Annotated in this window: 13 protein-coding genes; 5 read left to right on the plus strand and 8 right to left on the minus strand. The window is 68.8% G+C overall.

What is annotated here, in order from left to right:
* Positions 1-38: 38 nt before the first annotated feature.
* Positions 39-1805, minus strand: a complete 1767-nt coding sequence (locus LC438_RS06785) for a biotin carboxylase N-terminal domain-containing protein (protein ID WP_105675316.1) — start codon at positions 1803-1805, stop codon at positions 39-41.
* 77 nt (positions 1806-1882) lie between these two features.
* Positions 1883-2521, minus strand: a complete 639-nt coding sequence (locus LC438_RS06790) for a nucleoside triphosphate pyrophosphatase (protein WP_105675397.1) — start codon at positions 2519-2521, stop codon at positions 1883-1885.
* A gap of 23 nt (positions 2522-2544) precedes the next feature.
* Here LC438_RS06790 and LC438_RS06795 point away from each other — a divergent pair, with 23 nt between their 5' ends.
* From LC438_RS06795 to LC438_RS06815, 5 genes are all read left to right on the plus strand, one after another.
* The gene (locus LC438_RS06795; RefSeq protein WP_105675314.1) at positions 2545-3771 is read left to right on the plus strand and encodes a class I SAM-dependent RNA methyltransferase; all 1227 of its coding nucleotides are present in this window, start codon (positions 2545-2547) and stop codon (positions 3769-3771) included.
* A gap of 44 nt (positions 3772-3815) precedes the next feature.
* A complete protein-coding gene (locus LC438_RS06800) occupies positions 3816-4478 on the plus strand; it encodes a response regulator transcription factor (RefSeq protein WP_105675312.1) in 663 nt (220 codons plus the stop codon).
* Positions 4468-5703 carry a sensor histidine kinase gene (locus LC438_RS06805; RefSeq protein WP_105675309.1) on the plus strand — a complete coding sequence of 412 codons (1236 nt, stop codon included), beginning with the start codon at positions 4468-4470 and terminating at the stop codon, positions 5701-5703. Before LC438_RS06800 ends, LC438_RS06805 begins: the two co-directional genes overlap by 11 nt.
* On the plus strand, positions 5700-6710 hold the full coding sequence (locus tag LC438_RS06810) for a hypothetical protein (RefSeq protein WP_223586168.1): 1011 nt from the start codon (positions 5700-5702) through the stop codon (positions 6708-6710). Before LC438_RS06805 ends, LC438_RS06810 begins: the two co-directional genes overlap by 4 nt.
* 302 nt (positions 6711-7012) lie before the next feature.
* A complete protein-coding gene (locus tag LC438_RS06815) occupies positions 7013-8212 on the plus strand; it encodes an ROK family transcriptional regulator (RefSeq protein ID WP_223586169.1) in 1200 nt (399 codons plus the stop codon).
* Between the two features lie 209 nt (positions 8213-8421).
* Here the strand turns inward: LC438_RS06815 and LC438_RS06820 are convergent, their stop codons facing one another.
* The 6 genes from LC438_RS06820 to LC438_RS06845 all read right to left on the minus strand — a co-directional run bounded on the left by LC438_RS06820 (position 8422) and on the right by LC438_RS06845 (position 13981).
* Complete coding sequence (locus LC438_RS06820) at positions 8422-8643, minus strand: acyl-CoA carboxylase subunit epsilon (RefSeq protein ID WP_105675303.1); 222 nt, start codon at positions 8641-8643, stop codon at positions 8422-8424.
* Complete coding sequence (locus LC438_RS06825; protein WP_181155916.1) at positions 8643-10232, minus strand: acyl-CoA carboxylase subunit beta; 1590 nt, start codon at positions 10230-10232, stop codon at positions 8643-8645. Before LC438_RS06825 ends, LC438_RS06820 begins: the two co-directional genes overlap by 1 nt.
* A 94-nt stretch (positions 10233-10326) precedes the next feature.
* A complete protein-coding gene (locus LC438_RS06830; RefSeq protein ID WP_223586170.1) occupies positions 10327-11715 on the minus strand; it encodes a sugar porter family MFS transporter in 1389 nt (462 codons plus the stop codon).
* A gap of 119 nt (positions 11716-11834) precedes the next feature.
* On the minus strand, positions 11835-12137 hold the full coding sequence (locus LC438_RS06835) for a hypothetical protein (protein ID WP_105675297.1): 303 nt from the start codon (positions 12135-12137) through the stop codon (positions 11835-11837).
* 77 nt (positions 12138-12214) lie between these two features.
* Positions 12215-13204: a hypothetical protein gene (locus tag LC438_RS06840; protein WP_223586171.1), complete on the minus strand. Its 990-nt coding sequence runs from the start codon at positions 13202-13204 to the stop codon at positions 12215-12217.
* A gap of 84 nt (positions 13205-13288) precedes the next feature.
* The gene (locus tag LC438_RS06845; RefSeq protein ID WP_105675295.1) at positions 13289-13981 is read right to left on the minus strand and encodes an NTP transferase domain-containing protein; all 693 of its coding nucleotides are present in this window, start codon (positions 13979-13981) and stop codon (positions 13289-13291) included.
* Between the last annotated feature and the right edge of the window lie 42 nt (positions 13982-14023).

A 14023-nucleotide genomic window follows, 5' to 3' on the forward strand; every position in this document is an offset into this window, starting at 1 on the left:
GCCCCGCCGGAGCGGGGCGCCTTTTCCGTACCGGTGGCTCAGCTGATCGTGAGCAGCTGGTGCCCTGCGGAGACCGTGGCGCCGGCATCCGCGTTGATGTTGCCGACGACGCCGTCCTTGTGGGCCTGCAGGGGCTGCTCCATCTTCATCGCCTCGAGGACGACGACGAGATCGCCCTTGACGACCTGCTGCCCCTCCTCGACCGCGATCTTGACCACTGTGGCCTGCATCGGGGACTTCACCGCGTCGCCGGAGGCGCCCGCGTTGACGGTCGTGGAGTGGCTGCGGCGCGACGGCGGAACAGCCGCGGGGCGCCCTGCCGTGCCCACGGCGGCGGCGACGCGGTCGGGGAGGCTGACTTCGAGGCGCTTGCCCCCGACCTCGACGACGACCGTGTGGCGCCCGCTGGTCTCGGCCAGCGGCTCCAGCTCGCCGTCCCAGGCGGGGATGTCGTTCACGAACTCGGTCTCGATCCAGCGCGTGTACACGCCGAAGACGCCGTCCTCCGCGGTGAAGGCCGGGTCGTTCACGACCTTGCGGTGGAACGGGAGGACCGTGGGAAGGCCAGCGACCTCGAACTCGTCGAGAGCACGGCGCGAGCGCTCGAGCGCCTCGGCGCGGTCCTTGCCGGTGACGATGATCTTCGCGAGGAGCGAGTCGAAGGCGCCGGAGACCGAGTCTCCGGCGGTGACGCCGGAGTCGAGGCGGATGCCGGGGCCGCCGAACGTCTTGAAGACGTGGATCGGGCCCGGCTGGGGCAGGAACCCGCGACCGGGGTCCTCGCCGTTGATGCGGAACTCGATCGAGTGGCCCTGGGGCTCGGGGTCGTCGTAGTCGATGGTGCCGCCGGCGGCGATGCGGAACTGCTCGCGCACCAGGTCGATGCCGGTGACCTCCTCGGACACGGGGTGCTCGACCTGCAGGCGCGTGTTCACCTCGAGGAACGACACGGTGCCGTCGGCGCCGATGAGGAACTCGCAGGTGCCGGCGCCGACATAGCCGACCTCCTTGAGGATCGCCTTCGACGACGCGTACAGCTGGCGGTTCTGCTCCTCGGTGAGGAACGGGGCCGGCGCCTCCTCGACGAGCTTCTGGTGGCGGCGCTGCAGCGAGCAGTCGCGAGTCGAGATGACCACGACGTTGCCCTCGGCATCCGCGAGGCACTGGGTCTCGACGTGACGCGGCTTGTCGAGGTACTTCTCGACGAAGCACTCGCCGCGGCCGAAGGCGGTGACCGCCTCGCGCGTCGCGGACTCGAAGAGCTCGGCGACCTCGTCGAGCTCACGGGCGACCTTGAGGCCGCGTCCGCCGCCTCCGTAGGCCGCCTTGATGGCGATGGGAAGACCGAACTCCTGCGCGAACGCGATGACCTCGTCGGCGCCGGACACCGGACCGGGCGTGCCGGGGGCGAGCGGTGCGCCCACCTTCTCGGCGACGTGACGTGCGGTGACCTTGTCGCCGAGCGCCTCGATGGCCTCGGGGGAGGGGCCGATCCAGGTCATTCCAGCGCCGATGACGGCGCGCGCGAACTCGGCGTTCTCGGCGAGGAAGCCGTAGCCGGGGTGCACGGCATCCGCTCCGGCACGGCGCGCGATCGACAGGATCTTCTCGATCTGCAGGTACGTCTCGGCGCTGGTGGCTCCGCCGAGGGCATAGGCCTCGTCGGCGAGCCGCGTGTGCAGAGCATCCCGATCCTGGTCGGCGTAGACGGCGACCGAGGCGATACCGGAGTCGCGTGCGGCGCGGATGATGCGTACGGCGATCTCGCCGCGGTTGGCGATGAGAACCTTGGCGATATCAGGCATGCTTGCCAGCCTAGCGAGAAGCCCGCCGATCTATTTGACGACTCTCCACAAGAAAAGACGAGAAACGTGTCGGGGTGCTACGACCACAGCGAGGTCCACGGCACGCCCAGCTCGGCGGCGAGGCGTCGCACCGTCGACAGCGACATGCCGACCACGGTCGACGGGTCGCCGTCGACGCGGGTGATGAACGCACCGCCCAGGCTGTCGACGGTGAACGCGCCGGCGACGTGGAGGGGCTCTCCCGTCGTCACATAGTCCGCGATCTCGGCATCGCTGATGTCGTCGGCGAAGGTCACGGACGCCTCGGCGACCGCCGTCGCCTCCGTCGGCGCCACGCCGGGAGAGACCCGGTACACGGAGTGACCGGAGTGCAGGATGCCGGTGGCGCCGCGCATCTCCCGCCAGCGCCTGGTCGCCTCCTCCGCCGTGTAGGGCTTGCCGTAGACGCGCCCCCCGAGCGCGAACATCGAGTCCCCGCCGATCACGAGCCCGTCGAACCCGCCCTCAGCGGTGAGCCGGTGCGCGACGTCCGCGGCCTTCGCCCTGGCGAGGAGGAGCACGAGCTCGGCCGGAGGCAGCTCCGCACCGCGCTCGGCGGCTGCCGCTGCCGCGACCGCGTCCTCGTCCACGTCGGGAGACAGGGTGAGCGGCTCGATACCCGCCTGACGCAGCAGCATGAGGCGGGCGGGGGAGGTGGAAGCGAGGCAGACGCGCATGTCCACCACCGTATCCTCGAAGAATGACTTCTTCCGCAGGACCGCTGCTCGATCTCGACATCACGGGGATCGCTCACGGCGGCACCTTCATCGCCCGCCACGAGGGCCGCGTCGTGTTCGTCTCCGATGCGATCCCCGGCGAGCGGGTGCGGGCGCGGCTCGACCCCTCGTCGACCGATGAGTCGCGCAGCTTCTGGCGCGCGGAGACGGTCGAGGTTCTGGAGCCGTCGGAGCATCGCCGACCGCACGTGTGGGCGGAGGCCGACGTCTCGCGCGACCCCGACGACCGTGCAGGCGGCGCGGACCTCGGCCACATCGCCCTGCCGCACCAGCGGACCCTGAAGAAGCAGGTTCTCGCCGAGGCGCTCGACCGGTTCGCGGGCGGTGGCATCGAGGCGCCCGAGATCGAGGCCGTCGACTCCGGCGACGGCACCGGATGGCGCACGCGGGTGAGCCTGCACGTCGACGACGACGGCATCGTCGGCCCCTACGCCGCGCGCAGTCACCGTGTGATCCCCGTGTCATCCCACCCCCTCGCGCGGCCGGCGGTCGCCCAGGCCGCTCTCGCGCTCCAGGGTGGCAAGCCCGGCCGCATCGATCTCGTCGAGCCCGGCGACGGGCGGGTGCGGATCATCCGGCACGAGGACTCGGGGCGGATGCCGCAGCGCGGCCGCCGCCGCGACCCGGAGGTCGTCTACGAGACGGTCGGCGACCGTCGCTTCCAGGTCGACGCAGGCGGCTTCTGGCAGGTGCATCCGCGTGCCGCATCCGTGCTCGACGCTGCCGTCTACGGAGTGCTCGACGGACACGTCGACGAGGCATCCACGCACTACGACCTCTACGGGGGCGTCGGGCTGTTCGGGGCGACGTTGGGCGATCTCGGCGCCACCGACGTCGTCACCGTCGAATCGAGCAAGAGGGCCACCGCCCATGCCAGCGAGAACCTCTCGAGCATCGACGCCACCGCCGTCACCGCCCGTGTCGACCGCTACCTGGCGTCGCTCCCCTCCAACGCGAACGCGGGCGCCGTCGTGCTCGACCCGCCGCGCGCTGGTGCGGGCAGGGCGGTCGTCGACGCGCTGCACGCGCTGGCGCCCGACGCCATCGCCTACGTCGCATGCGATCCGGTCGCCCTCTCGCGGGATCTCGGCACGTTCCGGGGTCACGGATGGACCGTCTCCACGCTGCGGGCCTTCGATCTCTTCCCCCATTCCCACCACTTCGAGGTGGTCGCTCTTCTCACTCGGTGACACGAGACCGTAAAGCATCTGGACGAACTCAGTAGGCTGGACGGATGAGCAGGGTCGCACTCATCGATGATCACGAGTCCGTCCGCCTCGGACTCGAGGCGGCGTGCGCGCGTGACGGCGAGCAGACGGTGGTCTTCTCCGGCAGCACGGTCGCCTCGTACCTCGACTGGCGTGCGGCCTCAGGAGAGGCGCCGGCGGATGTCGTCGTGCTCGATCTCACCCTCGGAGACGGCACGACCGTGACCGAGAACGTCATGGCTGTGGTCAACGACGGCGCGAGCGTGGTCATCCACAGCGTCGCCGATCGGCCCGCGGCTGTGCGGGAAGCGCTCTCCGCCGGAGCTGCGGGAGTGGTGAGCAAGTCCTCCGCGCTCGACGACGTCCTCGACGCGATCCGCACGGTGGCGCAGGGCGAAGCGCTCAACAACGTCGAGTGGGCGAGTGCGGTCGACGGGGACAGGGACTTCGCCGACGCGCAGCTCTCCTCCAGAGAGCGCGAGGTGCTGCGCCTGTACGCCACCGGTCTGCCGCTCAAGGCGGTCGCCGAACGGCTGGGGGTCGCGTACTCCACCGCGAAGGAGAACATCTCGCGCATCCGCGTGAAGTACGTCAGCGTCGGGCGCCCGGCTTCGACGAAGGTCGATCTGCTCCGGCGCGCGATGGAGGACGGAATCGTGGCCGCCGGCGGTGCGCCGAGTGCCGGCTGACACGCTCAGCATCCGCGAAGCCTGGAGCAAGATCCCTTCTCCCGGCGGGGCCGAGACCGGCTTCGAGAGGTTCACGGGCAAGCGCATGGAGCGCATCCTCGCGACCGTGGCCGCGATCGGCTCCGCCGCATTGGGCGTACAGGCATTGATCGCCGCGGTCGCATCGCTGTCCCTTCCGGACGCTCCGCAGGTGGCGATGCTGCTGGTGGTCTTCGTGCCGCTCATCGCGATGCTGATCGCCTGTCTGATCGGACGCGGGGTCCGCACGACATCGGGCATCTTCGCGGTCGCCTACGTGCTCGCGCTCGCCGTCTGGCCCGTGGTCGTCGATCAGCGGATCAAGGTCGCCGCGGAGCAGCCGTGGATCTTCTTCCTCGTCAACGTCGGAGTGGTGGCGGCGATGCTCGCGTTCCCGCTCTGGCTCCAGTTCACCTGGGCCGCGGGGATGCCGTTCGTCTACGGCTACGTGCGCCTCGTGCAGGGCGAGTTCTCGCGGGAGTTCTGGGTGACCACCGCGTTCGACGTGTCGTTCACGCTGATCCTCGGCATCGTGATCATCTCCCTCGGCTGGATGTTCCGCTCGGTGGCCTCCGGCGTCGACGACGTCCGGGGGCGGGCGGTGTCGGCCTATGCCGCAGCCGCCGCGGCAGCCGCGGCGGAGGAGGAGCGCGTGGCGATGTCCGCGCTCATGCACGACAGCGTGCTGGCCGCACTGATCGCCGCTGAGCGTGCGGAGGGGGAGCGCGCCAAGGATCTCGCCGTCGCCATGGCGCGGGAGGCGCTCACGAGGCTCGCCAACACCGAGGCGGCCGTCGCCCAGGAGGGCAGTGACGAACCGGTCGCCGTCGCGCAGATCGTCGCGGAGCTGCGCAGAGCCCTCTCCGAGCTCGGCGCCGATGCGATCGTCGAGGAGCGCGGCGGCATCGGGCTCCTTCCAGGGCGCGTCGCACGGGCGCTCGTCCTCGCCGCGAGGCAGGCGCTCGGCAACTCCGTCACGCACGCGGGCGGCAGGGGGCTGCACATCATCGCCGAGGGGCGCGGGGACGAGGGGATCCGGGTCACGATCAGCGACAGCGGCCCTGGGTTCGACATCGAGGCGATCGGGGCCGACAGGCTCGGCATCCGCGCGTCGATCCTCGCGCGCATGGCCGGCGTCGCCGGAACCGCGTCGATCGACTCCGGCGAGGCCGGCACGGTCGTCACTCTCGGCTGGGAACGCTCATGAACCGCACCGTGCGCAGTGTGGCGACACTGCTCGCCGTCGGCTTCGCGATGTACTTCGCTGCCAGGGGAGTGTGGTGGATCGAACAGCCCAGCGCGCCCCTGCTGATGGTCGCCGCGATCGCGGTGTACCTCGTCGTCGTGAACATCGCGATCCTCTGGGGTTCGGCCACGACCGTGCGGATGCCGCTCTGGGCGGGTGTCTCCGCGGCGGTGTCGAGCTTCCTGATCCCGAGCCTCGCCACCCATTCGCTGGACGCCGCCTACCGCACGGCCCCGTTCGCGACGTGGTACATCGGCGGCATCGGGCTGCTCGGTGTCGTCTGCATCGTCCGTCGACGCTTCCTCATCGGATGGATCACGCTGCTGGGGCTCGTCGTGGTCTCGTCGATCCATCTGGGTCTGCTCGTCTCGCTCTCCCTGGGGCTCGTCGGGTCGATCATGTGGGTCGTGGTGGCGCGGCTCCTCGTGCTGTTCTGGGATCGGGCGATCCGCGACACCGAGAGACTGGCCGACATCCAGCAGGCCGTTTCCGCATGGCATGCGACCCAGCAGGTCCGTCAGCGCGAACGGCGGCTTCGCACCCAGTTCGCTCTGGCCGTCGCCGGTCCCGTGCTCAGCCGCACGGTGGCCGCGCACGGCGACCTCACGGAGGAGGAACGCCTCGAGGCGAGGCTGGCCGAAGGGCGGCTCAGGGATGAGCTCCGCGGGGCGGATCTGCTGAACGACGCGGTGCGCGACGCGATCGCCGACGCTCGGCGCCGGGGCGTCGCGGTGACGGTGTTCGACGAGGGCGGTCTCGACGAGATCGGGGAGGAGCGTCGCGCCGAGATCCGCGATGAGCTCGCCAGGGTGCTCGCGGATGCTCATGCCGATCGCGTCATCGTCCGCGCCGCACGCGACGAGAGAGTCGCGGTGACGGTCGTGGGCCGTGCCAGCGCCGGCTCGTCGAGCGACGACGACTCCGTCGATCTCTGGCACGAGATTCCGCGAGACCCGGCGGCGCGATAACGGCGCCCCCATCTCGGCTCTGATCGGGGGAGGGGGTCAGAGCCGAGAGAGAAGAGAGTGGGCGAGGGGCGGCGAAGCCGCCCGCCCCTCGCCGTTGCGGCCCAGTTACCCGAAAACTGTCCGCTGGTGGCCGATCATCGTCTGTCTACCCTGGGACAGAGAGACCAGCCGAACGCGAAGCGTCCCCCTAAGTCTCTCCCTTCGGGGAAACGTTGTCTGTAGGTATTTTGGGGGACACGAATCGGCGGCGGATGCGGAAGGATAGGACGATGGGCATACGCCGAGGTACGAATCTCCCCCGCATGGGTGACTTCAATCAGTCCGTGATCCTGGAGGCGATTCGTCGTTCCGGTGAGGGGCTCAGCAGGATCGAGCTCGCCGACGCCACGGGCCTCTCGGCGCAGACGGTGACGAACATCACGCGGCGACTGCTCGAGGATGGTCTGATCACCGAGGCGGGGCGCACGATCAACGGGCCAGGGAAGCCCCGGATCACCCTGCGACTGGTCGCGGACAGCCGCTTCTCGATCGGCATCCACCTGGATCCGGCCGTGATCACCTTCGTGCTCCTGGATCTCACCGGATCGGTCGTGCGCCGCCGGGTCGTCCGGACGCCCGCGAAGGATCCGCGACGGATCGTCGATGTCATGGCGCAGGCCGTGGACATTCTGATCGCCGATGCCGGTGTGGCTCGCGATGATGTCGCAGGCATCGGCGTGGCGGCGCCTGGGCCGCTGGATGCCGCCAAGGGCACCGTCATCGATCCTCCGAAACTGCACGGATGGCACCGGGTCCCGCTGCGAGCCGTCCTGGCGGAGGCGACCGGATTCGACGTGACCCTGGAGAAGGACACGACGGCGGCCGCGGTGGGGGAGCTGTGGACCGGCCACGGGCCCGCCGACGACTCGTTCCTCTTCGTGTACCTCGGAACGGGGATCGGAGCGGCCCTGGTGCGCGACGGGGACCCCGCGCGCGGCTCGACACGGAACTTCGGCGAGATCGGACACATCATCGTCGACCCCGACGGACCGTCCTGCCTGTGCGGGATGCGCGGGTGCGTCGAGGTGGTGTGCACCCCGCAGGCGATCGTCGAGCAGGCCGAGCGCGCCGGAGTCTTCGTCGACGACCGGGAGGGCAGCGATGTCGGGGCCGTCGAGGCGCGCTTCACGCTGCTGTGCGAGCGGGCTGCCTCCGGTGACGAGCCCGCTCTGCAGGTGCTGCGTCGTGCAGCCGAGCATCTGACGGTGCTGATCGCGGCCCTGACCAATGTCCTCGACGTCGACAGGGTCGTGCTGGGAGGCCCGTTCTGGTCTCGCCTGGCCGAGGTGTACCTGGCCGAGATCCCGACGCTCCTGGACAGGCTCAGCGCCACGAAGGCCGTGCACACGCTCCCCGTGGACGGCACGGTGGTCGGCGATGACGTCGGCGCGGTCGGTGCGGCATGCGTCGTGCTCGACTCGGTGCTCACCCCGCGGGCATCCGACCTCTACCTGGAGGAGTGACCTCCGGCGCGGGGATTTCGGCGCGCCCTCTTGACATCAATAACTCTAATCGATGTATTATTGCGTGTGCGCCGATCTGGGGAGACCGCGGTATCTGATTCCGCTGTCGATTCGGCGAAAGTGTGTCTGCGCGATCCGTGGGCTGGGGGGCCCGCGGATCCGCAGACTCTCTCACGCGGCCGCGGTGTACCGCGCACGGAATCGCGGGATCACCCCGAGAAGCGCCCCCACGGGATGTCGCGGCGCAACGGCGTGCGCAGCGATCGCTGGGTGCGCGCCCAGGCGGAGACGCGGGTCTCCGCCGCGACCGCGGCTTCCTCTTCGCGTGCGTAGGCGTCGCTGACGACCGCGATCAGGGCGGCGAGCTCTTCCTCGGTCGCCGTGCCGTGTGTGATCTCGACGGTCGGCGGAAGGGATTCTGACGGATCCATCACAGCGGGATGTTCCCGTGCTTCTTCGGGGGCAGCTCCGCACGCTTGCCCCGGAGCGCTCGCAGAGCCTTCGCGATCGAGACGCGCGTGTTCGCGGGCTCGATGATGCCATCGATCTCTCCGCGTTCCGCGGCGAGGAACGGACTCGTGACGCTGTACGTGTACTCGTTGGCGAGGCGCGTGCGCACGGCTGCAACGTCTTCGCCGGCCTCTTCGGCCTTCTTGATCTCGCCGCGGTACAGGATGTTCACGGCGCCCTGGCCGCCCATGACCGCGATCTCGGCCGTCGGCCAGGCGAGGTTCACATCGGCGCCGAGCTGCTTCGAGCCCATCACGATGTACGCGCCGCCATAGGCCTTGCGCAGGATCACGGTGACCAGCGGCACCGTCGCCTCGGCGTAGGCGTAGATGAGCTTCGCACCGCGTCGGATGACGCCCGTCCACTCCTGATCGGTGCCCGGCAGGTAGCCGGGCACGTCGACGAGCGTCACGATCGGGATCGAGAACGCATCGCAGAAGCGGACGAACCGGCTGGCCTTCTCGCCGGCCTCGATGTTCAGCGTTCCGGCCATCTGCGACGGCTGGTTGGCGATGATGCCGACGGAGCGGCCCTCCACGCGGCCGAAGCCGATCACGATGTTCGGGGCGAACAGCGGCTGGACCTCGATGAAGTCGCCGTTGTCGACGACGTGCTCGATGACGGTGTGGATGTCGTAGGGCTGGTTCGCGGAGTCGGGGATGATCGTGTTCAGCGTGCGGTCGGCATCGGTGGTCTCCCATTCGAAGCCGCTCTCGTACCCCGGGATCTCCGCCATGTTGTTGTCGGGAAGGAAGCCGAGCAGCGTGCGCGCGTAGTCGATCGCGTCGTCTTCGTCCTCTGCGAGGTAGTGCGCGACGCCGGAGCGGGTGTTGTGCGTCAGCGCACCGCCGAGCTCCTCCATGCCCACGTCCTCGCCGGTGACGGTCTTGATGACGTCGGGGCCGGTCACGAACATCTGGCTGGTCTTGTCGACCATGATGACGAAGTCGGTGAGCGCGGGTCCGTACACCGCGCCGCCGGCTGCCGGCCCCATGATGATCGAGATCTGCGGGATGACACCGGAGGAGCGGGTGTTCAGACGGAAGATCTCGCCGTACTTGCTGAGGGCGAGCACGCCCTCCTGGATGCGCGCGCCGCCGGAGTCGAGGATGCCGATGATGGGCATGCCTCCGGTGAGGGCGAACTCCATGATCTTGATGATCTTGTCGCCGGAGACCTCGCCGAGCGATCCGCCGAAGGTCGTGAAGTCCTGCGAGTAGACCGCGACGGTGCGTCCGTGGATCGTGCCGACGCCGGTGACGACGGAATCGCCGTACGGGCGGTTGCGGTCCATGCCGAACGCGGTCGTGCGGTGGCGCACGTACTCGTCGAACTCGACGAAGCTGCCGGGGTCGACGAGGAGCTCGATGCGCTCGCGGGCGGTCATCTTGCCCTTCGCGTGCTGCTTCTCCTGCGCGACCTTCTCAGCGTCGACAACGGCTTCGTTGTAGCGCGCGCGGAGGTCTGCGATGCGGCCGGCGGTGGTCAAGAGTTCGGGCTTTTCCGTCACGATTTCCACCCTAGCGTCGGGGCGGGCATGACCGTTGGATGCTCGCCACAACGGGGCGCCGGATCCTTTGGCGACTCTCGTCGAAGGATCCGGCTCATCTCTTCGCCGTCCAGGAACCGCCGTTCTCCCAGAACCGGCCGATGTCCTCCAGCGGGCGTCCCTTGGTCTCCGGTGCCAGCCAGGTGACGAAACCGAAGGCGAGCACAGCGATCACACCGAAGATCGCGAAGGTGCCCGCGCCGCCCGCCGACTGGAGGAGCGAGGGGAAGACGAGCCCCACGATGACGTTCGCGACGAGGTCGGCCGTGAGCATGACGGTCGCTCCGAGAGCACGCAGATGCGCGGGCATGGCCTCTCCGGCGTAGACCCACACGAGGGATCCGAAGCCGAAGGTGAAACCGGCGGTGAAGAGGATCAGCCCGATGAAGCCCAGCACGGTGAGCGCTCCGTCGAACGCCCCGCCGCCGACGAGGAACACGCCGACGAGGAGGGCGTTCGCCGCGATCATCGTTCCGATGCCGATGAGGAGCACGGGGCGGCGCCCCATGCGGTCGATCACGAGCAGAGCGATGAAGACCGCGATGAGACCGGCGACCTGGACGAGGGCACTGAGCCCGAGCTGGGTCACGTGGTCGGTGTAGCCCATCGACTTGAAGATGCTCGGGCTGTAATAGACGATCGCGTTGATGCCGGTCGCCTGAACGAAGAACCCGAGTCCGACCACGAAGAGCGTGGCGCGAAGGAAGGGCGGTCGCAGCAGGTCGAGCCAGCCGGAGGTGTGGGCGGTCGCGAATCCCGCGGTGATGGTCTCGATCTCGGCATCGATGTCGATGGCGTCGCCCTCGATCTGGGTGAGGGCCTTTCTCGCCTCGGCCGTGCGCCCCTTCATGATGTACCAGCGCGCCGTGTCGGGGAGGCGCAGGAGCAGCACGGTGATGATGATTCCCGGAACGGCGGCGAGCCCCAGCATCCATCGCCAGCTCCCGGTCGGCGCGAGCGCCATGGCGATGAGGTAGCCGAGGACGATGCCCGACACCGTCGCCACCTGATACAGCACGAGGAAGGCGCCTCGTGAGCGGGTCGGTGCGGACTCCGCAACGAACACCGGGACGACGACGACCGAGACCCCGATCGTGAGTCCGAGGAGGAAGCGAGCCGCGATCAGGAACTCCAGGCTCGGAGCGATGCCGCTCAGCAGCGAGAAGAGGGTGAAGGTCGATGCGACGAGGACCATCGTCGGCTTCCGGCCGATGCGGTTCGCCAGTGCGCCGCCGAAGAGCGCGCCTGCGATCTCTCCCACGACCACCGTGGTGGCCAGAAGGCCCTGTCCTGCGGCGTCGAGTCTGAACTCCTCGGTGAGATAGATGAGCGCTCCGCCGATGTTCGACGAGTCGTAGCCGTAGATGATCCCGACGGTTGCGGCCGCGACGCCGATCATGATCGCGAGACGCGTCAACCTCGGCGTCTCCGTGAGTGCGTGCATCTCGCTGCCTTCCTTCGGCCGATGCACCAGATGCGGCCTGTGTGGTGAGAACGGCCCTCGCGACGGTTTCGTGTCAACTCGGACCGATGCCGACGGATCGGATGCGTGGTCGATCGTCGTCATGCGACGAACCTCCACACGTACTCCAACCCGTCTGCCTGACGGAACCAGGCTACGGTCACGATCACCTCGTCGAGGTCAGCCGCGCACAGGCACACCTCGATCTGCTCGGCGGGGAGGACCTGCCCCCACAGTTGCGTGCGATCCCGACCGCCGTCATCCCGGAACACTCGCACGAAGTCGGCGGGTTCTGCCGCGTGGTTGATCACGAGGGGGTGGGCGGGATCCGCACGCGAGACGTGCCAGGGAACGCGGTACGCGGAGGGGAACGGAACGAAGGAAGGGACAGCGGGTCTCGGCATGCGGGTCACGCTAGGAGCGGCCGCCGACCTTCTGTCCCCGCGTCGGACTCGAGCCCGAAGGATCTGTGGAGAACGGATCAGCGATCGGTCGCTGTGGACGATGAATCGGCTCCGAGGTCATCGGGCAGGGCGTGTGAACCGAGGCTCTCCACCTCCGCCGTGTCCGACTTCGGGCGTCGACCGACGGAGAGCGCCTTGCGGCCGGCCCAGGTCACTCCGCGTGCGGCCGTGCCGGCCGCGCTCGCCACAGCGCCGCCGACGAACTGCGCGCCGTGCAGCATCCGCAGCTCGAGCTTCTCCGCGCCGTCCACCGGTTCCAACTCGACCGGCAGTCCGACAGGAGCGGCGCCGAAAGCGCGGTGCGAAGTGGTCAGCACCCTCCTGCCGAGAATGTGGTTGCCGGTGCCGCCGATGACCGCACCGACACCGAACGGCAGTGCCTTTCCGATGAACGACGCCCCGCCCTTCGCTGCGAACTGCTTCACGAACATGCTCTTGAGCTGATCGACCATGGGCCCGACGGCGGCGCGGGGGAGCGATTTCGTCACGAGCTCGCCCCAATAGGCCGTTCTGGTGCCTCCGCGCCCGGCTGCCTGTCCGGCGAGCTGGCCGACCAGCGCGACGCCCTCCTTGCCGAGCATCAGAGTCATGACCAGAGCTCGCGCACGATCGGGATTCGAGACGGCGATGCCGTGCACCTCCGCGACGGACTGAGCGAAGAGTGCGGTCGACTCGACGAAGCCCAGCGTCTCGACCCCGGAGAGCGCGAGCGTGACGCCTGTTCCGATGCCGGGGATCACCGCCGTCGCCCCCACGGCGGCGCCGCCGGTCGTCACGGCGGCGAGGTATCGCATCTCGAGGATGCGGATGATCTCCGCCGGCGTCGCGTGCGGGTGCCGAAGACGGATGCTCCGGATGTGCGCGAGCACGAGAGGCCGCTGGATCGACAGCACGCGATCGAGACCGCGGATCGCGAACGGATGCTCGTCCGAACCGGTCGGCGGTACTCCCTTGTCCCACGGCGAGCCGTCAGGGAGGGAATGGATCTTCTGCACCTTCGTCCCCATGACTCAGATACTAGGGAGCGCACCCGCGAAAACGCCGAATGCCCGCCCCCGGAGGGGCGGGCATTCGGACGAAGCAGCAGCGGATCAGACGAAGAGGTTCGCCCGCTCGAGGTCTTCTGCGAAGTCGACCTCGACCGCGTACAGGTCGGAGACGTCCATCGGCTCGAGCAGGATGCCGTCTTCGGCGATCGCGAGTTCGAGGCCGCGCTCGAAGTAGTCCTGGTCCTCGACACGCTGCAGCTGGCGCATGAAGGCCTTCTTGTGAGCGGAGGAGATGTAGTTGATGCCGACGGCCTCGCCGAGACCGCCCTTGACGGTCTTGGACAGCTCCTTGATGAAGCCCTCGGCGGTGACCGTGTACTTCACCTCTTCGTCGCTGACCTTGGAGGTGTTGACCGTGACGAACGACTGGTCGCGCTCGATGTACGCGGCGGCGCGGCCGAGGATCATCGGGTCGAAGACGACGTCGCCGTTCATCCACAGCACGCCGGACTTGCCCGTCGCTCCGAGTGCGCGCAGCAGGCTCTTCGACGTGTTGGTCTCGTCGTAGCGCTCGTTGTGGACATAGTTGACGTGGGGGAACGCCTCGATGACGGTCTCGGCGCGATAGCCCACCACCGTGGTGATGCGAGCGTCGGAGCCGAAGGCCGCGCGGATGTTGTCGTGCTGCTGGCGCATGATCGTGCGGCCGTCGCTCAGTTCGGTGAGCGGCTTCGGCAGTGCACGGCCGAGGCGCGAGCCCATGCCTGCGGCGAGGATGACGGTCTGAAGAGTCACGAGTGCTCCTAAAGGAAAGTGTGTTCACGGTCGGTTCACCGA

Origin of the sequence: Microbacterium sp. OVT16B (assembly GCF_019969705.1) — a bacterium.
Classification (GTDB): domain Bacteria; phylum Actinomycetota; class Actinomycetes; order Actinomycetales; family Microbacteriaceae; genus Microbacterium; species Microbacterium natoriense.